This is a genomic window from Planosporangium spinosum, from assembly GCF_049999945.1.
Lineage (GTDB): Bacteria > Actinomycetota > Actinomycetes > Mycobacteriales > Micromonosporaceae > Planosporangium > Planosporangium spinosum.
In genome coordinates this window covers 110,612-135,519 of sequence record NZ_JBLYUB010000020.1, presented here as the reverse complement: position 1 = coordinate 135,519, position 24,908 = coordinate 110,612, and the positions used below count along the sequence as shown (strand labels likewise).

Here is a 24,908-nt window from a genome sequence, read left to right as displayed (position 1 = left end):
GCGCACGGCAGTAGCGCGCGACACGAAAATGGTCTCCTCGAAGAGAGCAGGCGGGCGCCGCCCCGCGCGTCGGGAAGGTGCCCGGATCAGGTCAGGACGCGGGAGTCACCCACCGCGGGCGGGCCCCGACCCCGATACGTGTCGCTTCGGCCGGCATTGCACCGGTGATGTTCGGTGGCTGGGGCGGACCACCGGCCCTTGGGCGGCGACGGCTGGTAGGCGGCCACACATCCGGCGGCCGCGAAGGCCACCGAGATCCAGGTACCTCCGCGCTTGGCCACCAGCCGGACGTCCGGTCGGCCGCCGGTCGCGGTGGGCTGGACGGGAGCCACCACGCCGCTGAGCGCAACACCCGCCGGGGCGGCGGACTGCGCGTCCACCACCTTGGGGTTGACGGTCGCGGACACCATCGCGAGCAGCAGAGCCAACAGAATCGGCAGACGACCCGCCCGCCGACGCTGCCGCGCCACCCGCTCCGCCACCGTCCCCACCTCCACCTCGAACCCCAAACGGTACTGGACCCGGCTGCCGGTACACGCCCGATGCGCCCCTGGCACGGCGGTCGCAGCCGACACGATCGGTGGTGACGCCATCGATCCCGTCAACGACTCGGTAGGGTTGGGATCAACAGCGACATAGACGAAGGGAGCCGTTGGTGCGGCGCACGCAGGTACGGTGGAGGCTGTCCGCCGTACTGTTGGTGCTGCTGCTGGCCTTCGTCACCGCCGTATGCCGCCCGACTGGCGGCGGCCGAACCGGGCCCGGTGACACCTCTCGGTCGCTGTCAGCCGTCATGCTCGCCGATACGGTCAGCGCCTCCCCGGGCGCCGGCATGGGAGACGGTCAACCGCGGCTGACGACGAGCCGCGACAACGGCCCGGTACTGCTGTTCATGGCTGTCCTGTCGGCGCTGTTGGCCGCGTTGCTCTCCCGGGTCTGGTCAAAGACGGCGTCATCGCCGTGGCTGCTGCCCGCCGCGTCGTGGGCGGCGGCAGCGCGCGGGCGCGCCCCGCCGCGTCTGGTCTGAACATCTTCGCCGGCTCACCGCTGCGGGCGGTGGGCAGAGCCACGTGCGCTCTCACGCCGGCCCGGGCGAGCGCACGGAGCGCGGCCGGCGCCTGCCGTGCCTCATAGACGCAGAACCCGACCCCCGCAGCACGCCGACGCGCCAGTTCGGCGCATGCCAGTGCTGAAGTTCGATCGGAAGGATGGTTTGATGGTCGAGACGATAGCGCTGGTACTAGGCGGGCTGGTCGTGGTGATGGCGGCCAACGCCGTGGCGCAGCGCAGCGGCCTACCGGCTTCGGTACTGCTGGTCGTCGCCGGCATCGCCTACGGCTTCCTCCCGGGTACGAATCTCCCGCTCGACCCGCATGTCGTGCTCTACGTCGTCATTCCCCCGCTGCTGTACGCCGCTGCCCTGGAGTCGAGCCTGACCGCACTGCGCAACAACGCGCGCACGGTCATCGGCCTGTCGGTGGGCCTGGTGCTGGCCACCGCGCTCATTGTCGGAGCCGGGCTCAACGCGGTCGTGGCCACCATTCCGTTGGCGGTGGGGATCGCGATCGGCGCTGCGGTCGCCCCACCGGACCCGGTGGCGGCGCTGTCGATCGGCCGGCGCGCTGGCCTGTCCCCACGGCTGATAACCCTGGTGGAAGGGGAAGGGCTCCTCAATGACGCCACCGCCCTGACCATCCTGCAGGTCGCGGTTGCCGCGGCAGTGAGTGGTTCCTTCTCCGTGGGCCATGCGGTCGGCCAGTTCCTGCTCGTCGCGGCCGGCGGGCTGGCCTGTGGCGCGATCGCGGCGCTCCTCATCGCCCGCGTCCGGGCCCTGATCACGGATCCGCTGATCGACAACGTGCTGTCCCTGGCCACCCCGTTCGCCGTCTACCTGGTGGCCGAGGAGCTGCACACCTCGGGCGTACTGGCCGTCGTCGTGGCTGGCCTGTGGCTTGGCCACCGTAGCCCGTCACTGCAGTCCAGCCGCGCCCGGCTGCAGACGCGCGCCGTCTGGCACCTGGTGGAGTTCCTGCTCGAGGGCTACGTGTTCGTGCTCATCGGCCAGCAACTGCCAGCGGTGATTCGCGGCCTGGGCGCCTACTCCACCGGCACCATCGTCTCCGCGGCCGCCGTGACCGTCGGCATCGTGCTGCTCGTACGACCGCTGTGGCTGCTGGTCAGCGCACACCTGCCCGCCAGGATGCACGCCCGACTCGGTGGCGATCCACAAGGCGGCAACCCACCGCTGTCCGGACGTGAACTGCTCGCGCTGAGCTGGGCCGGTACCCGAGGTGTGATCACCCTGGCCGCGGCGTTCACGCTGCCCGCCGCCACCCCTGCCCGCGACCTGCTGCTGTTCTGCGCCTACCTGGTCGTTCTGGTCACCCTGATCGGCCAGGGCCTGACCTTCGCTCCGCTGGTACGCCGCCTGAACCTGCCCGGAACCCAGGTGACCCGGGCGCTGACACGCAACCAGGCCCGAGCAGCCGCGGTGCGAGCTGCCCTGGAGCGGCTGACGGAGCTGTCCGACGCCGACCCCGAGCTGCAACCGGTGATCACGCCACTGCGCCGCGCCGCGGAGGCCCGCCACAAGCGATACACCGACCGGGTGGCACTGTTGTCCTCGATCGAGGACGAGACCCTACCCGTGAACGGCCACTACCACGCCGCGCTCCACGCACGACGCGAGATGATCGCCGCCGAGCGGGAGGAACTGCTCGCCTGGCGTGACGCGGGCCGGCTCTCCGACGCTGACATGCGCATTCTGGAACGCGAACTTGACCACGAGGAGAGCATTCTTCCTGCCCCGCAGGCGTAGATCGCCCGGGCACGGGCGGGCGCCAGCCGTGCGCGACGAACCCCACGTACTGGTGGCGGAGGCGGACGGGAATCGAACCCGCCTGACCCGGATCCCGGGCTTGTGGGGCTCGTACAGTCGGTTCGGGCTACGCGGCCTGCGAGTACTCGTTGATCAGCCCACTCAGGATTGGTCGCCGTTGAACGCGGGCGGCGTTCAGGTCAACGATTCTCGTTGGTGGGTTCGGTGGCTGTTGTCCCAGTGAGCGATGTGGATGGTGGCCGTTGTCGTGCGAGGTGTACCCGGCAAGTACGGCCGCCAGGTGTCGCTCGCCGATGATGAGCGTCCGGTCGGTGCGTTCGCGGCGTACGGTGCCCACCCAGCGCTCCGCGAATGAGTTCGCTCGGGGCGCCCGCGGCGGGGTCTTGAGCACGTCGATGCCCTCGGCGGTGAACACCGCGTCGAACACGCTCGTGAACGTCGTGCCGCGGTCGCGGAGCACGAACCGCAGCCCCGCCGCGCGCTGGTCGAGGTCCATGAGTGGATTCCGTGCCTGCTGGGCTACCCAGGTGCCGGTCGGATGTGCGGTCACCCCGACGACGTGGACCTGGCGGGTGGCGATCTCCACGAAGAACGGCACGTAGATCCGCTTGAACAACACCGTGTCGACGGTGAAGAAATCGCACGCCAGGATTGTGTGCGCCTGGGCGGCAAGGAACTGCTTCCAAGTCGGCCCAGACCGCCGGGGCGCCGGGTCGACCCCGGCCTGGCTGAGGATCTTCCAGACCGTGCTGGCCGCCACCCGGTAGCCCAGCCCGACCAGCTCACCCTGTATCCGTCGGTGCCCCCACGAGGGGTTCTCCGCCGCGAGGCGCAGCACCAGGTCACGGACCTGCTTGTCGACCGGTGGCCGGCCGGGTCGTGCGTGCGGGTACGTCCAGTGTCGGGCGAGCAGCTCACGATGCCAACGAAGAAGCGTCGCCGGAGTCACGAGGAATACCGACCAGCGTGGGCGGGGCAGCAGTCGCGACAGCACTGCCGGCACCACCCGGTCGGCGGGTTGGAGGTCGGGGCGGTGCACCTGGCGGCGCAGCACCGCCACCATGGCGGAGCACCAGGATCTCGACATCCTTGGCGCCGCCGTCCCGGGCGAGCTGGGTCAACATTTGCAGGATCTGGCGCAGGAGCAGGTACACCAGCGATGCGCTCATGGCCGCGAGCATGACGGCTGCGCAGGGCTTGAGCTTGCACAGAATTGCACTTCAGACGGCCGAACCGAGTATTCGAGCCCCACAAGTGGCCAGTATCGACCTCGTCTCGACGGGGTCACGGCCGGCTGGCGGGCGCCTCGGCCCCTGGTGGACAGCGGGCAGTCGCGTTGGCATGCAGGTGAAGCGCAGGGCGGCGGACCGAGTCCAGAGACGAGCGCGCTGAGCGTCTCGAAGTCGAGAGATTCCGTCCCGGACGGCCCGAGGGTGAGCGAGGTCCGCAGGTGATCAGCTCATACACCATCTCATCGAGGTGGTCCCGGATCACGCCGAGGGACCGAATCGGGGATCATGCCCACACCTCGCCCGCGGCCGGGCCGGCCAGCACCGCGTCGAGCAGGCGTGCCGGCCCGTAGCGCAGCACATCGGTTGTGGGCAGCCCGGTGTCCTCCTCAATCCGGGCGAGCGCGGCCCGTGCATCGGCGTCGGACACGCTCCGCGTCACCACGGAGATCCCCACGACGGGACAGCGCTGATCGGGCACGGTCCACCGCGTTGCCTGCTCGTTGATCTCCACGGCGCGACTCACCGACGGCAGCGCAACGTGGCTCAGCAGGCTGACGGTGTCGCGGCCGAGCACGTGGCACAGCACCATCGAGTCCGGACGGCAGCCGTGCAGCAGGCCGAGGGTTACTGCCGAGTAGCGGGGGTGGTTCAGTGCGCCCTGGCCTTCGACGAGCACAAGGTCGTGCGACTGGGCCTGGTGGAACACCACGTCCTCGACGATGCCGTTCACGAAGTCGGCCACGATCCCGTCGACCGCGATCCCCTCACCGGAGACCATCATCCCGACCTGACCGGTCGCCACGAACGACGAGTCCAGCCCGCGAGCGCGTGCTGCACGCTGCAACTCGAGCATCGTGGTCATCTTCCCGCTGCCGCAGTCGGTTCCAACCGCGAGCACGGTTCGGCTGCCAGGCCGGTGCGGCCGGAAGGCGACGATCGGCCGCCCGTCGGCCGAGAACTCGGTGAGGTAGCGCTCGCGCGGTTGCTCTCGGAGGTCCCAGATCCGTGCACCCGTCTGGCTCGCCGCCGCGACCAGTTCGAGGTCATCAGACAAGATGTGGTGGAAACCGTTGACGATGTCGAGCCCGGCCTCGAGCGCGATGAGCACCTGCTCCCGCCAGTACGGCTGCAGCCCGGCACCCACCGGTTCGTCGGCGAGCAGCAACGCATCCGGCTGGTACGCCAGCGACGCGGCGACGTCGGACACGACAGGGATGCCCGCGCCGAGCGCCAGCCCCGGCACGTCGCCAGTGTCACGGCCCGCGGTGTTGCGGTCGATCACCGTCACCACGTGGTCTCGGCGGTAACGCAGGAGAGCGGTGAGCGTCTTGGACGGTGCGGGCAGGATTTCGTCGTCGGCCAGCACGGCGAGTCGTTTCAGGTGTCGCATGTCAGGATCCCTTCTCGTTTGTTGAGTGCCACCCGCGCGGTGAGCACGCCAACGAGGGCGAACCCGAGGCCGGTCGCGACCCATCCCCGGAACCCGCCGGACACCGCCGCACCGGTCGCAACGATCGGTCCGACGAGCAGTCCGATGCCGGATGTCGTCTGGAAGACGCCCTGGTACTGGCCGGGCGAGCGCGGATCCGCAAGGTCGTAGCTCAACGTCCAGCCGCCCGCGGCGGCCCACATCTCGCCGAGCGTGAAACAGATGGTCGCGAGCATCAGCGCGGCCGCGGCTGCGGGCGGGGGCAGCATTACCGTGGAACCGATCACCGCACAGCTCAGGCCCAAGGCGACTCCGCCTCGTCGTACGGTCACCGCTGCTCCGCGCACCCCGCTAGCGCCCCGCGCTGACCACACCTGTAGGACGACGACCATCACCGTGTTGATCAAGAGCAGGACGGCGATCAGCGGCCGGGCGGTCGGCACGGTGGCGGCCACCCAGAGCGGCATGGCGATGACGAGGACGCTGTCACGTACCTCGAGCAGACCGATCAGCAGGCCGACGGCGACATACCGCCGGTCCCATAACGCGTGCCGCCGGGTCGTCGTGCGCAGGGGTACTCGAGCCGTATCGGGGACCTTCCGCAGCAGCACCGCCCCGACCGCCAGAGTCGCGGAGGTGAAGAAGATCGCGGCCACATAAGCACTTCTGGTACCTAGCTGCAACGGCAGTGCGCCGATGAGCGTGCCGACGGAGATGCCGATGTTCTGGGCCGAACGCTGCACCGCGCGCAATCTGGTGCTGTCGCCCTCCATCGCGCTGATCAGCGCGTTCTCCCCGATGCGCTTGCCCATCCGCAACGAGGTGACGAGCACCTGCACGAGTGCGAAAACGATCAGGTCGGCCACCAGGGCGTAGGACGCGATGGCGCAGGCTGCGGCGGCCGAGAGTCGGACCGTCACCCCGCGGGCGCCCCACTGGTCGGCGGCCCAGCCCACCACCAGGGCGAACCCCATGGCAGCCAGCGTCGCGGCGCTGTAGGTGACGCCCACCTCGGCAGGCGGGATGCCGATGATCGTGACGAAGAAGACCGCGTTGCACGCCATCGCGGTGCCCTGCCCGACCGACTGGATCAGCGTGGCGCCGAGCAGGTAACCTCCGCCGCCGGACGAGACGTCGCGGACGGAGTCCCTGATCCGCAACAGGCGGGTGCCGTCTATCGCCACCGGCCGCCCGTGCCTGTGTCGATCACGAACGCCCACTGCTCGGCGGTGGCGAGGCGCACGGCCTCGGCGGTGGATGGGCCGTGGTGGCCGCCTTCACCGAGCTCGGTCCGCAACAGGATCAGGTTGCCTCGGGTGTCGACCGAGCGTAGTGCCGCGACCCAGCGAGCGGGCCGGTGCACCAGTACCCGGGGGTCGTGGAAGAACGCGGTCACCATGATCGGAGGCCGCGGGCGGTCGTGGACCCGTTCGTACGCCACGTACTCGCGCATCACCCGGTACGTCGCCTCGTCGCGGGGATCGCCCCACTCCTCCCACTCGTTCACGGTGAGGGGCACCTTCTCGTCCAGCAGCGCGTTGAGCAGGTCCACCGCGGGTGTCTCTGCGAGGAGACCCGCCCACAGGTCCGGATGATCGGTGTACGCCTGGCCGATCACGATGCCGCCCGCGCAGCTGCCGTGGCCGACGACGCCGCCGGGGTCGGCCCAGCCCAGGTCCACCAGCCGCTGTCGGGCCGCGACCAGGTCGATGAACGAGTTCTGCGTCGCGGCCATGCTGCCGTCGACCCAGCCCTTGCGTCCCAGTTCCCCTCCACCGCGCACGTGCGCGATCGCGTAGACGAAGCCGCGGTCCAGCACGCTCACGACGGGCGGGGAGAACACCGGTTCCCACGGGCGTTCGTAGGCGCCGTAACAGGTGAGGAAGCACGGGTTGGTGCCGTCGGGGACGACGTCGTCGCGGTGGGCGATGGTCACGGGGATCTCGACTCCGTCCGGCGTCCGCGCGAACAAACGTTCCGTGCGGTAACGGCCGCGGTCGTACCCGTTGACCTCGTCCTGGCCGATGCGCGTCACGGTCCCGGTGCGCAACTCGACGCGCAGGTGTGCGGGCGGGTCGACGAGCGAGTGCTCGGTGAGGGCGATGACCGGGCTGTCGTAGGCCGTGCGGTGGTCCATTTGCACACGCGTGGCGTCACGCCTGCCCTCGAAGACGAGGCAGGCCGCCGGGTTCTCGGGCACGACCTCGTGGATCGAACCGTCCACGCCGAATATCTGGAACACCAGGGTGCCCGCGCGGTGGCCGCTCAGCATGAGGCCGTCCGCGAAGGCGTCCAGCCGCAACCACGGCAGTGCGGGGTCGGCCGGTACCAGTTCGCGCCAGTCCCGCTCGGCCAGGCTCTCCGCGGGCGTGCTCACCAGTCGCCGTTCCTCGCCGTCCTCGGAGACCAGGAGCACGAACCGGTCCAGCGACGCGGTCAGCTGGTGTTCGGTGAAGTAGATCCGGCCATGCCGCCTGGGCTCGACCGCAACGGGTTCGGCGTCGACATTGTGCGCCGGGATCAACAACTCCTCGCTGGTGACCCGGCTGTTGTTGGAGATGACGATCCAGGCGCGGTTGCGCGTGGTGCGCAGGGTGGTGTTGAAGTGCTCGTCGTTCTCGGTCCATATCAGACGGTCGCGCCGGCGGCCCAGTACGTGCGCGTGGACCTGGTATGGCCGCATGGCGTCGTTGTGGACGGTGTAGAGGAACGTGGAAGAATCCGCGCTCCATGCCCCGGTGTAATAGGTGCGTCCTCTGGTCTCCGGCAGGTCCTCGCCGGTGCGCAGATCGCGAAACCGCAGCTCGTAGGATTCGTATCCCAGGTGATCGACCGAGTAGGCGAGCCACCGGCCGTCCGGGCTCGGCTCGAACACTCCGATCCGGGTGAAGGGCCGGTCACCCCCGAGCTCCCCGAGGTCGAGCACGACCTCGGCCGCACTGGTGCCGACGCGCCTGCGTAGGTAGCGGGGATGCCTACTGCCCGCGGGGGCGCGGACGAAGTACTCGTGGTCTCCCACGCGCCACGTGAACTCCTGTGACGAGCTGACCTCGCGATCTCCGATCTCGCCGCACAACTCCGCGATCAGGGGCGCCAGCCCACAGGCGTACCGGTCAAAGTAGCGGCGCTCCTCGGCGAGGTACCGCGCCAGCCGCGGGTCCTCGTGATCGCGCATCCACGTGAAGGCGTCGATGACGGTCTCGCCGTGCAGCGTCCGCGTGGTTGGCTCGGCGGGTGCGGCCGGTGGTGCGTGCTCCATGGCTCCTCCGCTGGGATTAGCTGGGACTGGCAACGTCAAGCGAGGTGCTCGTCCACCACGAGCTGCGTCCCAGGGCGCCGAGCCTGCTGAACGAGAAGTGCACGTGGTCGACGTGCGGGTTCAGACCTGTGTACGGACGCCATCCGGCCTCGGCGGCATAGGCGCCCCAGATGCGGGAGTCCCAGATCATGTACATGATCCCGAACCTGCGGGCCGCCGCGTGGGCGTGACCGTGCAGGTCCGGCGCGAGTAACCACAACAGCAGCGTCTCCGCGAGTCCGCTCTGGCAGTTGCGGCACACCTGCCAATCCCACGCCCGGCCCTCCTTGTGCTCGCTGAGGCCGGGTACGTCCGGTGCGCGGGTGATGCCCAAGCTGCCGGTGGTGGGGAAAGCGGTCAGGATCAGGTCGCGAAACGCCACTACGCCCGGCTGCGGGAAGTGGTGGATCGACGTCTGCGGTTCGTACTCGGCTAGGTCGTCGATCCGCGAGTCGAAGCCGGCGAGCGTCGCGTCCAGCAGCTGGAGCGGATCCGCTGGTGCGTCCCGGGCCCTCTTCGGGCAGCGACCACAGCGGTTCATGGCACCTCCCCGCACCGGATCTGTCACATGAGTGTGCCATCGATGGCAATCTCTTGGCAACTATCGCCGCGTCACGGCGGAGCGTCTGATGGGTGCCGGTCGAGGCTTGGCGTTGTGCCACACCGACGCCAGTCCGGCTGGCGGAACGCCGGGCAGCGGGCTGCTGTCTGATTGCCAAAGGTGGCAACTTGTGTCCTGCCGCCATCCCTGGCTGGTACGGGAGGTGTCCGTGAGCTCCACGGCATCGAGCTGTCCCAGGTCTCTGCCGCCGGCTTGGACGTGTGCCGAGACGTGCGACGCCGGCAGCTAACGATCTCGTGCGCAATAGGGCGGCGCCCTGATCTCGCGCGGCGTGGTCGATCATCTTCGGATGTCGGTGCGGTGGTCCCGTCGAGTGTTCAGCCATCCTGCGTTCACCGGCATCTCTCGGCGGCACCTGCACCTGCTGCGGGCCGAGCTACACCCGGCCTGGTTGGCGCAGCGGGAGGGCCGGTTGCACGCGCGTCGAGGCGGCAACCGGCGTCGTGCCGCGGGCGCCGGGTGAGCGCCGATGCTGCGGTTCGCCGACCGACTGCTGCTGACGTTGACGCATCTGCGGCTGGGCCTGCCGCACGAGGCGTTGGCGGCTGCGTTCGCCGTGGACCGCTCGACGGTGACCCGGGCGATCGGGCAGATCCGACCACTGCTGGCCGGCCGAGGATGTGCCCTGCCCAGCGGAGTTCGACTGCGCACCCTGGCTGATGTGTTCGCCTACGCCGCCGACGCGTACGGGGCGACCCTGTGGTGCGGATCCACCCGGCGTACGTCCCGGTCGACCATGCCTGGCCTGACCGGCGGATCGCCGACGTGCCGGCCGACGCCCAGGTCGGTGGCGTGGTGGTCGCCGGAGACGGTGCGGCCCGGCTGACCGGGTCGGGCGTGGGACGGTGAGTCCAACAGGGCTGGCTGGACGGCGCTCCTGGGGGAGCGCCGGGGCGCCGCCGACGTGTCGTGCTACCCCGCGCCGGCACGTGCGGACGATCTGTCCGGCCTTCCGCCTGCCTTTATCGATGTGGGCTCGGTGGAGGCGCTGCGCGACGAGGGGGTCGGGTACGCCGCCCGGATTTGGCAGGCCGGTGGGAGGCTGAACTGCACGTATGGTCCGGTGCCTTCCACAGTTTCGACGAGTGGGTACCGGACGCTGTGGTCACCCGTACCGCCAAGCAGACGCGTGCGGACCGGCTGCGTCGGCTGCTGGAGCGCAGTGGTCTGCCGTGCGGTACGGCGGAGAAGACCCGGTAGGGCGGATCCGGGCAGGCTCCGGCGGTCGGAGCCTGCCCGGGCCCGCTGATTGGTGATGGTGCGCTGTTCCTCAGCGCCGCTGGAGTTGTGCCGCCGACGGCTCGTCGCGGTGCCGGGATCGGCGTACTGGTCGCCGGTCGTGGTCCTCGGCGAGGGTCTCCGCGAGGGCGCGCCAGATCTCCGCTGCGAGTTCGACGTTGAGCGCGTCCTGGGCCTGCTGGGCCAGTTCGTGGAGCAGGCTGATGCCGCCATCCCGGTCCCCGTCGATGATCATCAACCGACCGCACAGCGCCCGGAACCGGATGTGGTCACGGAAAGACAGCAGTAGCGTCTGCTGGTCGATCCCGGCGCACAGGGCACGCGCCTCGTCGATTCGGTGCTCTTCGAAGGCGAGGTGTGCCCGCAGCGTCAGTAGTTGCTGTTTGTGTAGCTCCGTGCCGATCACGTCGAGCAGCGGGGAAACCTCATCCAGCCGAGCCCGGGCCTGCTCGGTCATGGATGGATTGGCCTGCAGGTACAGCGAAGCGGCGGCGAGTCGCAGCCGGATCCACAGGATCAGATCGTCTCGGCTGTCCAGCCTGAGTAGAGCCTGCTCCAGTGCCTGCTGCGCGCCGACGTGATCGCCTTGCCGCATGCGAACGGTCGCCGAGGACCACAGCGCCTCGACCAGCAGGGTGCCACCGACCGGCGCGGCAAGCGCGCATAGCTCGTCGGCGTGCACCCGTGCCTCGGCCAGGAAGCCCATCTCGGCTTCCGTGGAAACCAGCACCTGCATTGTCGCGGCCCGATCGACCACCGACAGGTCGGCGGTCGATCGGTACGCCTCCGAGGCGTACTCCCGGGCTCGGGCGTTGTCCCCCAGATCACGCAGGCAGCGGGAGAGCTGGGTACGGGAACGGACCTGCAGCACCGGTGTCCCGAGTTCGTCGCTGAGCGTGACGAGTTCGGCGAGTAACGGGCGCGCCTCCTCGTGGCGGCCGTGGGTGCCGTACATCCGGGCCAGCAACCAGAGCGCCTGCCAACGAAGTACCGGATCCAACCGGCCCTCGGCGCGCAACGCTTCAGCGAGAGTGTCGGCCAGGTCCTCGCCGTCGGTCGCGGAGACGACCGCGGCGAGGACCTGCGACAGCGCCGACGCCTGCGTCCTACCGGACCCGTGATCCTCCGCCGACTCGAACTCCGACACCGATACGCCGAGCCGCTGCGCCAGATGCGCTACAACTCGGGTAGTGGGCCGACGCGAGCCGGACTCCAGTCGGGACAGGTAACCGGGCGATAGTGCGTCCCCCACGAGATCTGCCTGAGAAAGGCCCCGTTTCACCCGCATTGCCCTGAGGCGTTGGCCGAAAGCCGGTTGTTCGAGCATCTCATCCTCGTGGGGTGTTTGGTCGTTATTGTCGCCCGCGACGGGGTCGTCGCCGGAGCAGTATGTCGGCCGTCACTCACCAGATAAGTTCTAGCCGGTCCCTGGTTGGACCCTTCGACGATTGCGCCGGGCCGCAAGGGATTCTAACAATGGAATGCCAGAGTTGGAAATCCCGGTCACATAACTGTGACATAGGTACCGGGAGGATATTTCCTTACTTGCGTCCCGCGCCAGGAATTCGTTGAAGATATGAGGCGAGGCGTTTGCCGATCTCGTTGGCGGTCTTGGTCGAGATGACGGCTTTGGGTTGTCGTTGCATGCCGGCTGTCCACGCGCGGAGGTGGCAATCCCCTGAAACCGTGGAGACTCCGATCTTGTAGTTGAATCGCTGATTAGGCCGCCCGCCGGGCTGGCGGCGGTGCGGCCCGGCGGGCTGGCGGCGGTGCGGCCCGGCGGGCGTGAACCAGTGCGTAGGTGATCGGACTTTGCATGCCCAGGGTGGAGTGACGCCGTTCGCGGTTGTACGAATCGATCCAGGCCGCGACCTGGGCGCGGGTGGCTGCCTGGGTGGCGAAGGACTCCCGCGCACGCAGTTCGAACAGCAGGGGCCGGCCCGCGACGCGGCCGGTGTCGGAAGGACTCCCGCGCGCGCAGTTCGAACTCCAGCATGGAGTGCCAGGCTTCGATGGCGGCGTTGTCCAACGCGGAGCCGGGTCTGCCCATGGACTGGCGGATGTCCAGCCGGCGGCAGCCCTGGTGGCACATCCGCGGTGTACTCGCTGCCCTGATCGGTGTGCGGCATCACCCCGACCACCTGGCCGCCGCGCACTGCGACGGCCATCGCGAGGGCAGCGTGGGCCGGCTCGGCGTCGTGGTGCGCGGACAGCGCGAACCCGACGGGCGGACTCGGTGGTGCCGACGCTCGCCGGGGTGACCGTTGCGGCCGGTTGCCATGTTGGAAACAGGCTTGCCAATCGAATCGAACTTCGTAAGCATAACGGTGACGCGAACGGTGAGGTGGTTCTAGTGGAGCTTCGGCCATTCGGCAGAATGGGGCGGTCGGCTTCGGTCGTCGGCCTGGGCACCTGGCAGCTGGGTGCGGATTGGGGCACGGTGGACGAGGGTGAGGCCCTGGCCATCCTCGATACGGCGGTGGCCTCCGGTGTCACGTTGCTCGACACTGCGGACGTGTACGGCGACGGGCGCAGCGAGCGGCTCATCGGCAGGTTCCTGCGCGGGCTCGGCAGCGGCGCGGACGATGTCATCGTGGCCACCAAGATGGGTCGGCGCGGTGTGCAGCGCCCCGCCGAGTTCACATTGGACAACTTCCGTGCGTGGACTGACCGGTCACGGGCCAACCTAGGCGTCGACACGCTGGACCTGGTCCAGCTGCACTGCCCGCCGACGTCGGTGTACGGCTCCGACGCGGTGTTCGACGCGCTCGACGCGCTCGTAGCCGAGAAGCGCGTCGCTGCGTACGGTGTGAGCGTGGAGACCTGCGACGAGGCTCTCACCGCCATCGCCCGGCCGAACGTGGCCAGCGTCCAGATCATCCTCAACGCCTTCCGGCGCAAGCCGCTGGAGCGCGTTCTGCCGGCCGCGCGAGCCGCCGGCGTGGGCGTCATCGCCCGCGTCCCGCTGGCGTCCGGCCTACTGTCGGGCAAATACGGGTGCGATTCGGTCTTCCCGGCTGACGACCACCGCAACTACAACCGCCACGGTGAGGCGTTCGACGTGGGGGAGACGTTCTCGGGCGTCGACTACGCCACCGGCGTCGACGCGGCCCGGGAGTTCGCCGAACTGGCGCCGGAGGGCGTGCAGCCGGCGCAGATGGCGCTGCGGTGGGTCATCCAGCAGCCCGGCGTCACCTCGGTGATCCCCGGTGCGCGTACGGTCGGGCAGGCGCGGGCCAACGCCGCGGTCGCCCAGCTGCCCGAACTGCCGGCGGCGGTCCTGGCAGCGATCCAGGACATCTACGACCGCCGAATTCGCGACCAGGTGCATCACCGATGGTGACGACTGTCGCGGCGCGTACGCCGCGGTAATGGCCGGACCGTAGCGGAAGGGGAGTCACACAGGTACGGACGCTATGCCCTATATGGACAGTGCGATCTGGCCATATAGGGCGTGACGCCTGATGAACACTTTGAGCGGGTGGACGCTGGCTGCGCCCGGTCAATTGGGTCACATTTCAAAAGCCGTGATTGAGGCGCGGCCAGGTACGAGCGCCAAGCCGGACAGCATCAGCATCATCATCGCGTTCCAGCTACGGGGGCAGGACGTCCATGTCGGCATTGCTCGTTGTCAACTTCTTGATCCGTTCCGTCGGGTTCACACTGCTCGTCACTTTGGCACTCGCCGCGAGCTCCGCGGGCGGTCTGCTGTCGCCGACCGCGCCGAGCGTCGCGGCGCGTGCCGTCGGCGCGGACATCGACTGGCCGTGACTGCACGGCGGGCCCCCGCCGGGGGCACCCGTCCCCGCCGTGGGCGTGGTTGCCGCTTCGGCGGTCGGCAGCGCGTGCCCGCAATTCCGCTGACGGGCAAGGCGCGCTGTTGCTGCGACACGACTAACGGTGGTTTGTTGAGGGTGGTGCGGTAGAGGACGGCTGGTATGGGCTGTTTGCGCACTTCAGGGGGTTGTGACGACTGCTGCGCGTCGTGCCTGCCCGCCGGCAGCCGGGCCGCTGGACGGCTTCGACACGATCGCCGACGGCCTCGTCCAGACCCTCGCTGGCCACGGCCTCATCTGGGTGGTGCGTCGCCGCGCCCGTCCGGAGACAGTCATGCCGCACGGCGGTCGAGCGCGTCCCGCACGAGCGCGGTCTGCCGGCTCAGGGTCCGCCCGGCCAGCATGTCGCGCAGCGGGACGCGGACGCCGAACTCCCCGTGGATGCGCCGGGCCAGTTGGGTGATCAGGAGAGAGTCTCCGCCGAGGGCGAAGAAGTCCGCGTCACCGTCGAGGTCCGTCTGGCCGAGCACCTCGGCCCACAGCTCGGGCATTATCACGTCGGGATCCGGGTCGCCTGCGCCGGCAGCGGTGGCCGTGGTTGCGGGAGCTGGACGGGGCGTCGCCGTCACCGACGGGCCGCGGCCCACCTCCGGGGCCAGCAGTCGGGGGCCGTGGAACGCGTAGCCGGGCAGGTGGATGCGGCGGCCCTCGCCCGCGCCGAGGCGCTGCAGCGGAACCGGCACGCCCAGCGTCCACAACTTACCCAGGGCGGCCAGCACGGCACGGCCAGGATCGTCATCGCCGCCCGGGTCGAGCGGTACCGCCGTCAGGCCGGCGGCCGCGGCCTGGGTGGCTAGGGCCTGCCCCGGTCCGACCTCGACGGCCACGCAGTGCGGATACGTTCGGGCCAGTGCCGCCAGCGCGTCACCGAAGAGTACGGGCCGGCGCGCCTGCTCCACCAGCGAGTCTGCGGTCACGGCGCCGCCCTCCGCGACGAACTCCCCGGTCAGATTGCTGGCCAGCGGCGTCGCCGCCCGACGCAGCGGCACACCGGCGAGCGCCTCGGCCAGTTCCGGCAGCGCCGGTTCCATCAGCCTGGAGTGAAACGCGTGGCTGGTATGCAGGCGGCGGGCGAAAACCCGGTCGCCGACGTGCCTGCGGAAGCGTTCCACGTCCTGCTCGGTGCCGGCCACCGTGCAGCTGGCCGGCCCGTTCACGGCTGCCAGCGTCAGCTCGGCGCCCGACTCGGCGATCAGGTCCCGGACGGTGCCGGGGTCGCAGCCGACGGCGACCATCGCGCCCGGCGGGCAGGCCTGCATGGCGCGTCCCCGCACGGCGACGAAGCGAGCGGCGTCGGCGAGGTCGAGCACGTCGGCGAGACACGCCGCGGCGATCTCGCCCAGGCTGTGGCCGAGCAGCGAGCACGGCCTCACGCCGAGGCCGGTCAGCGCCCGTCCGGCCGCGTACCCGACCGCGAACAGCGCCGGCTGCGCCAGCTCGGTGGCGGCCAGTTCCGCGGCGGGGAAGGCGGAGTCGAAGAGCGCGCGATGCAGCCGGACGGCCAGCTCGCCGGGCAGGGCGGCGAGGCACTCGTCCAGCGCTGTGGCGAATCCGGGCAGCGCCGCGGTGTACCCGGCGGCCATGCCCGGGCGCTGCGAGCCCTGGCCGGGCAGCAGAAAGGCCACGGCGACCGGTCCGGCCGGCGCCCGGCCGCGCGCCCCTCGCGGCCGACGGTCGAGTTGGCGGGCTGCCTCGGCGCTGTCCCGCGCGACCACGGCCAGGCGTTCCGGCAGCGCGGCGCGTCCGGCGGCCAGGGTGGTGGCGACGTCGGCGAGGTCCGGTCGTTCGCGGCGCAGGTGGCCGGCGACCCGCTCGGCCGTCCGGTCGAGCGCCTCCGGATCACCGGCGGACAGGACGATCAACCGGTCCCGGGCGGGTACGGCGGCTCGCGCCGGTACGCGCTCCGGTGCCTCGATGACGACGTGGGCGTTCGTGCCCCCGATGCCGAACGAGCTGACGCCCGCCCGGCGAGGGAGCGGACCGGTCCAGGGCTCCGCCGCCGCCGGCACCCGCAACGGCGATCCGGCGGTGTCCAGCAGCGGGTTGAGCGCGGTGAACCCGGCGATCGCCGGGATCACGCCGTCCCGGACGACCCGCATCGCCTTGACCACTGCGGCCAGGCCGGACGCCGCGTCGAGGTGGCCCATGGTGGCTTTGAGGGCGCCGACGGCCACCTGCCCGGGCGCGGCGCCCGTGGCGGCCAGCGCCGCGCTCGCCGCGGCCCATTCGATCGGGTCGCCGACCCGGGTGCCGGTGGCATGCGCCTCCAGGTAGCCGATGGAGGACCCGGGCACGTCCGCGGCGGCGAGGGCCGCCCGGATCACCGCCTCCTGACCGGTCACCGAGGGTGCGTAGTAGCCGGCCTTGGCCGAGCCGTCGTTGTTGACCGCGGTGCCGAGCAGTACCCCGTACGGCTCGGGGTCGTCGCCGAGGTCGGCGAGCCGGCGCAGGACCAGCGCCACGACGCCGGAGCCGGCCACGACGCCGTCGGATCGCTCGTCGAACGGCCGGCACATCCCGGAGGACGACTGGATGCCGCCATCGACGTGCAGGTGGCCGCCTTGCGGGAAGTCGATGCCGGCGGCCACCACCAGCGCGGTGTCGCACTCGCCGTTCAGCAGGGCCTGCGTGGCGAGGTGTACCGCGACCAGGGACGAGGAGCAGGCGGTCTGTACGCCCAGCGCGGGCCCGGTCAGCCCGAGCTTGTAGGAGATCAGGCTGGCGATGAAGTCGGGTTCAGTGCCGTGCAGCGCCTGGTCCAGGGTGAGCGGGTCGAGCGGTCCGCCGGAGAGCATGGCCCGCAGGTAGCCGCTACCGCTGCCGCTGGCGTAGACGGCGACGTCGCGGCCGGCAGCGCCGGGCGTCGGCTGCGGCGCGAGGCCGCTATCCTCCAACGCCGACCACGCGACCTCGAGCATCAGCCGGTGCTGCGGGTCCATCAGCTCGGCGTCGCGGGCGCTGATACCGAAGAGGCGGTGGTCGAACCGGTCCGCATCGGCGAGCACGCCCCGCACGGGGACGTAGCCCTCCGCGTCCGCGAGCTCCGCCGGCACCCCGGCGTCGAGCAGCTCGTCGCGCGTCAGGCGGCGGATCAGCACCCGTGCGCTCAGGATCGCTTTCCACCACTGCTCCATATCGGCGACGCCGGGCAGGCGGGCGGCCATCCCGGTCACGGCGACGTCGAGGGCTCGGTCTCGGTCCATGGACGACCTCCGGAGGCGATGCGGCGATAAGCGTCTGGCATAACGTTGCCGCGTTTGGCAGCGTGTGGCAACCTCTTGACAATAATGGGCACACGTTCGGCCGCATGGGACGGAGAAGACGATGCAATCGGCGTCGCAGCGGATCACCGCGATACAGGCCCGGCCACCGGCCGTGCCGGCAGATCTCGACCGCCTCACCGCCGCGGTCGCGGACTCAGGCCTCATGGACGAGACCGTCGGCGTCGACCGGCTCACCGATCCGGCGCTGCACGCCGATGGGGACCCGCACCGGGTATGGCACTGGATGCGTCACCACGCGCCGGTGCTGCGCCATCCGGCGGGCGAGTTGCCACCTTTCTGGTCGCTGACGCGTTACGAGGACGTCCGCGCCGCCTACCGTGACCCGCAGACGTTCTCGTCGCGCCGCGGTGTACTGCTGCGCCCCGCCGACCGGGGCGAGGACCCGGGCGGGGGCATGACGCTCGCGCTCACCGACCCGCCGCGGCACAAGCAGCTGCGCGCGGTCGTCGCCGACTGGTTCACCACCCGGTCGGTCCGCCGCTTGGAGGAGTCGATGCGCGCCTCGGTACGCGCCATCCTCGCCCGGGTGTGCGACGAGCCGGTCGTCGACTTCGTGCACGACGTCGCGGGACGCCTGTCGATGTACGTGATCGGCTCCATCATGGGCGTGCCCGACCGCGACCACGAAAATCTGTTCCGCTGGACCAACGAGGCGTTCGAGGCCGGCGTCTCACTCGCCGCGCACCAGGAGCTGATGCACTACTTCATCGACATGATGGAACGCCGCCTCACCGCTCCGACCGACGACCTGGTCAGTGCGCTTCTCGGCGGCACGCTCGGCGGCGACCTGCTCACCGAGGAAGAGGTGCTGCTCAACTGCGAGAACATCGTCGGCGCCACCGAGAACGGGCGGTTGGCGATCGCCGGCGGGATGGAGGCCTTCCTGCGCCATCCCGGCCAGTGGCGCCGCCTCGACGCCGACCGGTCGCTGCTACCCTCCGCCATCGAGGAGGTGCTGCGCTGGACCTCCAGCGCCACGCACAGCATGCGCACGGCGACCCGCGATTGCACCGTACGCGGCCGGCGGATCCCGGCCGGCGACCGGGTGGTGCTGTGGGTTCCGTCGGCCAACCGAGACGAAGAGATCTTCGCGGAGCCGGGTCGCTTCGACATCGGCCGCAGCCCGAACCGCCATCTGGCCCTCGGCATCGGTGAACACTTCTGCCTCGGGGCGACGCTCGCCCGTACGCAAATGCGGATTCTCTACACCGAGCTTCTTGACCGTACGCGGTGCATCGAGCTCGCCGGTCCCGTGCACCGGGTGCGATCCATCGCGGTCGGCGGTCCGGAGACGCTGCCGGTGCGGTTCGTGCTGCGGTGACCGGCGGGCTCACCGGACCGCGCCGGCGGTCCGGATCCGCTCGCCGATGCGCTTGGCCAACTCCTCCGCGGTCGACCCGGCGACCACGTCGCGCCGGTAGCAGACCGTCAGCCGCAGCCCGCCGTCCTCGCGCGGCCAGATCTCCGCGTGCAACTCCAGCGGCAGGTCCAGGTAGGGCTGGCGCACGAAGGTGGCCCGTGCCCCGTCCAGCGCGAGTTCGGCGGACGCGTTGTCCTGCACGGCGAAGAGGTTCTGGAACAGCGGCGGCCGGCTGCCACCGGGCAGGTCGAGCGACCGCAGCACATCCTGGAACGGCACGTCCTGCGCGGCGAACGCCTCGGTGAAACGGCGCCACGTCGCGTGCAGAGCCGCCGGCCCGTCGTCGAGCGCCACGCCGCGCAGACGCAGGCAGAGCATCGCGATGTGGCAGCCTACCGCCAGCTCGGAACCGGCGTCGTGACGCTGGGCGACCGGAATGCCCACCGCGAAGTCCCGCTGGCCGGTGACCTCGGCGAGAGAAGCGGCGTAGTGGTGGAGCAGGGCCGCGAACCGGCTGACACCGGCGGCGTCCGCCTCGGCGTCCACCGCGGCGACGACGTCCGGCTCGATAGGCACCTCGACGAGGCCGGAAACCGTTCCCTCGTCCGGGTCGACGGGGGCCGGCCAGTGCAGGGCGGGCACGCCGGCCAGTTCCGCGCGCAACCGTTCGCGTTGCTGGTCCGTTCCACTCGCGGCGATCCGCTGGGTGTAGTCGCCGTAGGCGCGGGCCAGCGACGGCGGGGCGGGCCGATTCGGCTGCGGTTCGCCACGCCGGGCGGCGTTGTAGGCGGCGGCCAGGTCCCGCGCGAGCACCGACTCCGACCAGCCGTCGAACGCGATGTGGTGCACCACGCATCCGAGCACGGTAACGTCGCCCGCCGGCGCCACGGCCACGCGCCATACGTCCGCCTCCTCGATCAGCAGCTCGCCGGTGAAGAGCGCCCGTAGCGCGGCTATCGCCGTCTCCACCGACGGCTGTTCGGGCAAGCCCTCCAGCGGCGGCGGTCCGATCTCGACGAGTCGCGCCAACGGCCGGGGATCGCCCAGGTACGCGGCGCGCAGCGGCTCGTGCCGGGCATGTACCGCGGCGACCGCCGCCTCGAGCGCCGCATGGTCGAGCTCGCCCTCGACCACCCAGGTCAGCAGGCAGTGCGAGGTCAGGTCGGTGGGGTCGAGCAGATGCCGGGCCAGGTAGATCAGCTGCATCGGCGTGAGCGGAACGACACCCACGTCGGCGCCGCCGCCGGGCCGCGCGGTCGGCTCGTTGGCCCCGAGCCAGCCGGTGAGCGCCGTGACGGTCGGATGGTCGAGGAATCGTGCGAGCGGCACCGGCCGTCCCAGCCGGGCAGCCAGGCGGGCGCAGACGCGTCCCTTGTCCAGCGAGGTGCCGCCCAGCTCGCCGAAGGCCACGTCCAGAGGTACGCGGTCGCGGCCCAGCACCTCGGCGAACACTTCGGCGACCACCGCCGCGAGACCTTCCGGCCGACAGGGGTCGTCCGCCTGGCGGGCAGCCGGAGTCGGCACCGTGCCGTGCAGGGTGGCCAGCAGCGCCCGCTCGTCGAGCTTGCCCTGGGGCGTCACCGGGAACGCGTCGACCGCCCGGACGTCGGCGGGCATCTGGTAAGCGGGGAGAACCTCGCGCAGTGTCGGCACCGCCGCTTCCAGCGAATCACCGGGCCGGTCCGGGACGCACCAGGCGATCAGGCGTGGCTGCGAACCGCCGGTCCGGTCGACCACCACCCGGCACGAGCGCACCGGCAGCAGCTGCGTGATGCGGCGCTCGATCTCCGCCGGCTCGATGCGATGGCCACGCACCTTCACCTGCCGGTCCGCGCGGCCGCGGAAGTGCAGCAGCCCGTCGGCGTCGCGGACGCCGAGGTCGCCGGTGCGGTACGCGCGAACCGTCCGTCCGCCGGACCGGATCGGCACGAACGCGCGAGCGGTGAGCTCCTCGTCGCCGAGGTAGCCGAGCGCGAGCCCGGCTCCGGTCAGGCAGATCTCCCCGACCTCGCCGTCGGCGCACGGCCGGTCGCCGTCGAGCACGTGCACGCCGGTCTCCGGAACGGGACGTCCCAACGGCACGCCGCCGGGACGTTCGGCGTCGGCCGGTGTGATTCGGTGGGTGGTGGCGAACACGGTGCTCTCCACCGGCCCGTACCCGTTGAGCAGGACGATGCCGGGGTGCCGGCGCAGGAACTCGCCGACATGGGTGGGGGAGAGGCGTTCTCCGCCGATCATCAGCTGGCGCAGCCCGCGGAAGGCGTCCGGGTCCTCGTCGACCATCATGTTGAACAGGCTGCTGGTCAGCCAGGCGGTGCAGACCCCGTGCCGGGCGATGCCGTCGCGCAGCCCACCGGCGGTCAGATACGGCTCCGTGATGATCAGCGAGGTGCCGCCGTTGGCGAGTGCCGCCCACAGCTCCAGCGAGAATGCGTCCCACGGTGCCGGCGCGGCGAGCGGTATCACCGTGTGCTCGTCGAAGGTGGCGAAGGTGCCGGGCTGGAAGAGCCGGGCGGTGGCCCGGTGCGGGGTCAGGACGCCTTTCGGTCGCCCGGTGGTCCCGGAGGTGAAGAAGACGCAGCACGGCGCGTCGCCGTCCACCTCAGCCGGCCGGAATCCGGACGGTGTGGTGAGGTCGCGTGCCGGCGTACGCCACACCGGCAGATCCGATCCCGCCACCGGCTCGGCGCCGATCATCAACGGCGCGTTCAGCACGGCGATCACCTCGCGCAGCCTCGCCGCGGGCCACGCCGGGTCCAGCAGCGCGTAGGCGGCACCGGTCTTGAGCACGGCCAGCAGCGCGAGCACCAGGTCCGTGCCGCGAGGCAGGGCGATGGGGACCTGGTGGCCGGCCGTCACCCCCTCGGCGGCGAGCCGGGCCGCCCAAGCGTCCGCCGTGGCATTCAGTTCGCCGTAGCTGATCAGGCGGTCCTGCGCTATCAGTGCCGGCGCATCGGGCCGTCGCCGGGCGAGCCGGGCCACGCGCTGGTGCAGGCCCTCGTCGAGAACGGCGGGTCCCGCGGGCGGGATCGAATCTGTCTGCACGGAGCGCCTCCCGTCGACTGGCAACACTGGCAAACCTGATGCCAAGAGCCAGTGCAATGTTGTCACCAGTTGCCAGGAGCGGCAACCTCAGGCGTGACCGCTGCGCGGCGGCGATCCTGTGGGCGCTGGGGCGAATCGCTGCGCGAGCGTTTCGGCGATGGTGCGCCACACCTCCGCGGTGAGTTCCGGGTTGCGCGCCTCCTGCGCCTGTCGGGCTAGTTCTTGCAGCTCCCGTACGGCGTTCTCGTGGTCGCCGTCCAGGATGCGCAGCCGACAGCACAGCGCTTGGAAACGGATCCGGTCCCGGAATGACAGCAGCAGCGCACACTCGTCGATCTGGCCACAGATCGCCCGGGCCTCGTCCAGACGGCCCTGCTCGAAGGCGAGATGGGCACGCAGGGTCTGTAGCTGCTGGTCGTGCAGTTCGGTGCCGACCACCCGCAGAACCGGGGTGACCTCGTCGAGCAGGGCCTGCGCGCGGTCCGTGAGCGGTTCGGTGAGCTGTAGATAAAGGGAGGCGGCGGCCAGTCGCAGCCGGGTCCACAGCATCAGGTTCTGCCGACCGTCGAGCCCGAGCAGCGCGCGCTCCAGCAGCTCGCGGGCGCCGCGGTAGTCACCCTGCCGGAGGCGTACCGTCGCCGCCGCCCACAATGCCTCGACCTGCAGGGTGCCCGTCGACTGCTCGGTCAGCGCGCAGAGCCGGTCGGCGTGGGTCCACGCCTCGTTGAGGTGGCCAAGTTCCGCCTCCGCGGAAACCAGGGCGTGCAACGCGCCGGCGCGGTCCGCTACGAACAGCCCCTCGGCGGCCTGCCACGCCGTCATCGCGTGGTCTCGGGCCGAGTCGTTGTCGCCCAGCATCCGTACGCAGCGTGACAGTCGGGTGTAAGCGCGGGCCCGCAGCTCCGGCGCGCCCAGCTCGTCACTGAGCTGAGTGAGCTCGGTGAGCAGGGCGTGCTCCTCCTCGTGCCGCCCCTTGCCGTCGAGCGTGCGGGCCAGAAGCCACAACGCCTGCCAGCGCAGGGCCGAGTCCCAGCTGTCGGAGTTGCGCAGCGCGGCGGCGAGCGATTCGGTCGTTTCGTCGTCGGCCGAGGTGGAGATGGCCGCGGCGAGGAACTGCACGAGCGACGAGGTCTGCGACGACGGCGGACCGCTCTGCGCGACGGATGGTGCGGCCAGCTCCGTGACCGGTACACCGAGTCGCTGTGCCAGGTATTCGACGATCCGGCTGTTCGGCCGGCGCGTGCCCGACTCGAGGCGGGAGAGGTATCCGGTGGACATTCCGTCGCCGGCCAGCGCGACCTGTGAGAGCCCTCGCTTGACGCGCAGGGCCCGTAGCCGCTGACCGAAAGCCGGTTGTTCGAGCATCTCGCCCTCGTCTTGAAGCGTCCGAGTCACACGGACCGGGCACAGTGGAAACGGAAGTATGCCTTTCTCTCTCGGCTTTGAAATTCCATCAAGCGGGAATGTCCTGTTCTCGCGGATGCCGGCGCCGGCCACGGTCCGACGTGAAAGTGCCGTCGTGCTGACCGGGCCGGGGCCGACCGCCGGGTTGCGCAGTCGTCGACGTACGAGACGATCAAAGGCCCAGGCGTTCCAGCAGTCCGGCCGAGGAACCGGTGAACTGGCGGCTCGCGAGCCGGTCGGCGGTCTCGGCGAACGCGGCACGCTGGTCCAGGAACCGCCGCAGCAGTTCCGGCGACAGCCCGTCGGCCCGCATGCCGATACCGCAGTGGTCCAGCATCATCGCGTTGAACTGCTGCTCGTAGACGTCGAACGGCAGCGCGAGCACCGGCTTGCGCAGGTACAGGCACTCCGACAGCAGCTGATGGCCGGCCGTGGAGACCACTGCCGAGCAGCTGCGCAGGGCCTCGGTGAACTTCGGCCGGTCGAAGAGCGAGGCCACCACGTTCTGCGGAGCGTCGCCGATGGGTGTCTTGCTGAAGACGGTGAACGTCACCTCCGGGAAGCCGGCGAGTACGCGCAGGAACTCGGCGGGCTCTTGGCGCATCGCGGCGTACGGCGACATGTAGACGACCACGGACTTCTCGTCGAGCTCAGGCGTCATCGACAGCACGTCCGGGCGCAGGATCGGTTCGATCACCTGACCGTGGTAGCGCTCGTCGCGCTCCCACTCCAGCGGGAAGAACGACGAGGCGATCCGTTCGTCGGCCGCGGGGAAGAAGTACCGCAGCTTGGCGGCTTCGTGCCAGCGGGTGTAGCCGCCGGCGTCCGGCGTGCGGTACAGGAGGAACTTGCTCTGCTGCTCGGTGGTGATCAGCCGAGCGCCCACCATGTACGCGATCTGCGCGCTCGCCGGCTCGTAGTCGGTCAGCACCACGTCCGGCACGTCTCCGAGCTGTTCGACGACCCGCTCGCAGAGCGCGAAGTTCCACGCATCGCCGCGCGGGTCGAGCGCCCGGCCGTTCTCCGCGCTGCGATGGATGTCGATGCCAGTGGGCGTCATGGCGACCCAGCCCCCCGGGTAGTGGGTGGGCTCCGCGATCGGCACGTGCGACGGGAAGGCGTCGTCGAGCGCGGCGACGCCGTCGCCGAACGTGACGAGGGCGACGCGGTGGCCGCGTTCCTGCAGCCGGCGCACCAGGTTCAGCTGGCGCGAGGCGTGCCCGTTGCCCATGCCGCAGGCGCCGACGAGAACACGCCGGGTCGGTACGGTGGGTGTTTGCCCCGGGCGATCGGCGTCGGTCATGAGGTGCCTCCCTTTGC

General features: G+C 70.5%; 21 protein-coding genes and 1 pseudogene. 10 read left to right on the top strand and 12 right to left on the bottom strand.

The window, feature by feature from the left end:
- Nucleotides 1-86: 86 nt before the first annotated feature.
- Nucleotides 87-482 (bottom strand): hypothetical protein, encoded by a 396-nt coding sequence (locus ACNTMW_RS24575; RefSeq protein ID WP_426636133.1) that lies wholly within the window; start codon nt 480-482, stop codon nt 87-89.
- Between the two features lie 215 nt (nt 483-697).
- On the opposite strand from ACNTMW_RS24575, the gene ACNTMW_RS24570 reads away from it, so the two are divergent.
- Entirely contained in the window at nt 698-1,027 is a 330-nt protein-coding gene (locus ACNTMW_RS24570; RefSeq protein ID WP_426636132.1) for a hypothetical protein, read from the top strand.
- 189 nt (nt 1,028-1,216) lie between these two features.
- The gene (locus ACNTMW_RS24565) at nt 1,217-2,818 is read left to right on the top strand and encodes a cation:proton antiporter (RefSeq protein ID WP_426636131.1); all 1,602 of its coding nucleotides are present in this window, start codon (nt 1,217-1,219) and stop codon (nt 2,816-2,818) included.
- Nucleotides 2,819-2,945: 127 nt separating this feature from the next.
- On the opposite strand, the gene ACNTMW_RS24560 is transcribed toward ACNTMW_RS24565, so the two are convergent.
- From ACNTMW_RS24560 to ACNTMW_RS24540, 5 genes are all read right to left on the bottom strand, one after another.
- Nucleotides 2,946-3,926 (bottom strand): integrase core domain-containing protein, encoded by a 981-nt coding sequence (locus ACNTMW_RS24560; RefSeq protein WP_426636130.1) that lies wholly within the window; start codon nt 3,924-3,926, stop codon nt 2,946-2,948.
- Between the two features lie 428 nt (nt 3,927-4,354).
- Nucleotides 4,355-5,461, bottom strand: coding sequence for an N-acetyltransferase DgcN family protein (locus ACNTMW_RS24555; protein ID WP_426636129.1), 1,107 nt, complete (start codon nt 5,459-5,461; stop codon nt 4,355-4,357).
- On the bottom strand, nt 5,449-6,684 hold the full coding sequence (locus ACNTMW_RS24550; RefSeq protein ID WP_426636128.1) for an MFS transporter: 1,236 nt from the start codon (nt 6,682-6,684) through the stop codon (nt 5,449-5,451). Before ACNTMW_RS24550 ends, ACNTMW_RS24555 begins: the two co-directional genes overlap by 13 nt.
- Nucleotides 6,675-8,759, bottom strand: coding sequence for a prolyl oligopeptidase family serine peptidase (locus tag ACNTMW_RS24545; RefSeq protein WP_426636127.1), 2,085 nt, complete (start codon nt 8,757-8,759; stop codon nt 6,675-6,677). The genes ACNTMW_RS24550 and ACNTMW_RS24545 overlap by 10 nt, the downstream gene beginning before the upstream one ends.
- 16 nt (nt 8,760-8,775) lie before the next feature.
- Nucleotides 8,776-9,339, bottom strand: a complete 564-nt coding sequence (locus tag ACNTMW_RS24540) for a VldE C-terminal domain-containing protein (protein WP_426636126.1) — start codon at nt 9,337-9,339, stop codon at nt 8,776-8,778.
- Nucleotides 9,340-9,709: 370 nt separating this feature from the next.
- On the opposite strand from ACNTMW_RS24540, the gene ACNTMW_RS24535 reads away from it, so the two are divergent.
- The 4 genes and pseudogenes from ACNTMW_RS24535 to ACNTMW_RS24520 all read left to right on the top strand — a co-directional run bounded on the left by ACNTMW_RS24535 (nt 9,710) and on the right by ACNTMW_RS24520 (nt 10,620).
- On the top strand, nt 9,710-9,883 hold the full coding sequence (locus ACNTMW_RS24535) for a hypothetical protein (protein WP_426636125.1): 174 nt from the start codon (nt 9,710-9,712) through the stop codon (nt 9,881-9,883).
- Between the two features lie 6 nt (nt 9,884-9,889).
- The gene (locus tag ACNTMW_RS24530; protein ID WP_426636124.1) at nt 9,890-10,246 is read left to right on the top strand and encodes a transposase family protein; all 357 of its coding nucleotides are present in this window, start codon (nt 9,890-9,892) and stop codon (nt 10,244-10,246) included.
- A 51-nt stretch (nt 10,247-10,297) separates the two neighbouring features.
- A pseudogene (locus ACNTMW_RS24525) lies at nt 10,298-10,411 on the top strand (alpha/beta hydrolase); the annotation flags it as partial.
- 32 nt (nt 10,412-10,443) lie between these two features.
- Entirely contained in the window at nt 10,444-10,620 is a 177-nt protein-coding gene (locus ACNTMW_RS24520) for a hypothetical protein (RefSeq protein ID WP_426636123.1), read from the top strand.
- Nucleotides 10,621-10,690: 70 nt separating this feature from the next.
- Here the strand turns inward: ACNTMW_RS24520 and ACNTMW_RS24515 are convergent, their stop codons facing one another.
- Nucleotides 10,691-11,986 (bottom strand): helix-turn-helix domain-containing protein, encoded by a 1,296-nt coding sequence (locus tag ACNTMW_RS24515; RefSeq protein WP_426636122.1) that lies wholly within the window; start codon nt 11,984-11,986, stop codon nt 10,691-10,693.
- Between the two features lie 392 nt (nt 11,987-12,378).
- The gene (locus tag ACNTMW_RS24510) at nt 12,379-12,579 is read right to left on the bottom strand and encodes an integrase core domain-containing protein (protein WP_426636143.1); all 201 of its coding nucleotides are present in this window, start codon (nt 12,577-12,579) and stop codon (nt 12,379-12,381) included.
- A gap of 92 nt (nt 12,580-12,671) precedes the next feature.
- Here ACNTMW_RS24510 and ACNTMW_RS24505 point away from each other — a divergent pair, with 92 nt between their 5' ends.
- The 3 genes from ACNTMW_RS24505 to ACNTMW_RS24495 all read left to right on the top strand — a co-directional run bounded on the left by ACNTMW_RS24505 (nt 12,672) and on the right by ACNTMW_RS24495 (nt 14,430).
- A complete protein-coding gene (locus ACNTMW_RS24505) occupies nt 12,672-12,920 on the top strand; it encodes a hypothetical protein (RefSeq protein ID WP_426636145.1) in 249 nt (82 codons plus the stop codon).
- Between the two features lie 92 nt (nt 12,921-13,012).
- Nucleotides 13,013-14,002 carry an aldo/keto reductase gene (locus tag ACNTMW_RS24500; protein WP_426636121.1) on the top strand — a complete coding sequence of 330 codons (990 nt, stop codon included), beginning with the start codon at nt 13,013-13,015 and terminating at the stop codon, nt 14,000-14,002.
- A gap of 269 nt (nt 14,003-14,271) precedes the next feature.
- Nucleotides 14,272-14,430 carry a hypothetical protein gene (locus ACNTMW_RS24495; protein WP_426636120.1) on the top strand — a complete coding sequence of 53 codons (159 nt, stop codon included), beginning with the start codon at nt 14,272-14,274 and terminating at the stop codon, nt 14,428-14,430.
- 337 nt (nt 14,431-14,767) lie between these two features.
- Here ACNTMW_RS24495 and ACNTMW_RS24490 read toward each other — a convergent pair whose 3' ends face one another.
- Complete coding sequence (locus ACNTMW_RS24490; RefSeq protein WP_426636119.1) at nt 14,768-17,698, bottom strand: type I polyketide synthase; 2,931 nt, start codon at nt 17,696-17,698, stop codon at nt 14,768-14,770.
- 121 nt (nt 17,699-17,819) lie between these two features.
- Here ACNTMW_RS24490 and ACNTMW_RS24485 point away from each other — a divergent pair, with 121 nt between their 5' ends.
- Nucleotides 17,820-19,100: a cytochrome P450 gene (locus ACNTMW_RS24485; protein ID WP_426636118.1), complete on the top strand. Its 1,281-nt coding sequence runs from the start codon at nt 17,820-17,822 to the stop codon at nt 19,098-19,100.
- Nucleotides 19,101-19,109: 9 nt separating this feature from the next.
- Here the strand turns inward: ACNTMW_RS24485 and ACNTMW_RS24480 are convergent, their stop codons facing one another.
- The 3 genes from ACNTMW_RS24480 to ACNTMW_RS24470 form a co-directional block, all read right to left on the bottom strand.
- Nucleotides 19,110-22,184 carry an amino acid adenylation domain-containing protein gene (locus tag ACNTMW_RS24480; RefSeq protein ID WP_426636117.1) on the bottom strand — a complete coding sequence of 1,025 codons (3,075 nt, stop codon included), beginning with the start codon at nt 22,182-22,184 and terminating at the stop codon, nt 19,110-19,112.
- 87 nt (nt 22,185-22,271) lie between these two features.
- Nucleotides 22,272-23,549 (bottom strand): helix-turn-helix domain-containing protein, encoded by a 1,278-nt coding sequence (locus tag ACNTMW_RS24475; RefSeq protein ID WP_426636116.1) that lies wholly within the window; start codon nt 23,547-23,549, stop codon nt 22,272-22,274.
- Nucleotides 23,550-23,760: 211 nt separating this feature from the next.
- A complete protein-coding gene (locus tag ACNTMW_RS24470) occupies nt 23,761-24,891 on the bottom strand; it encodes a glycosyltransferase family protein (RefSeq protein WP_426636115.1) in 1,131 nt (376 codons plus the stop codon).
- Nucleotides 24,892-24,908: the final 17 nt, after the last annotated feature.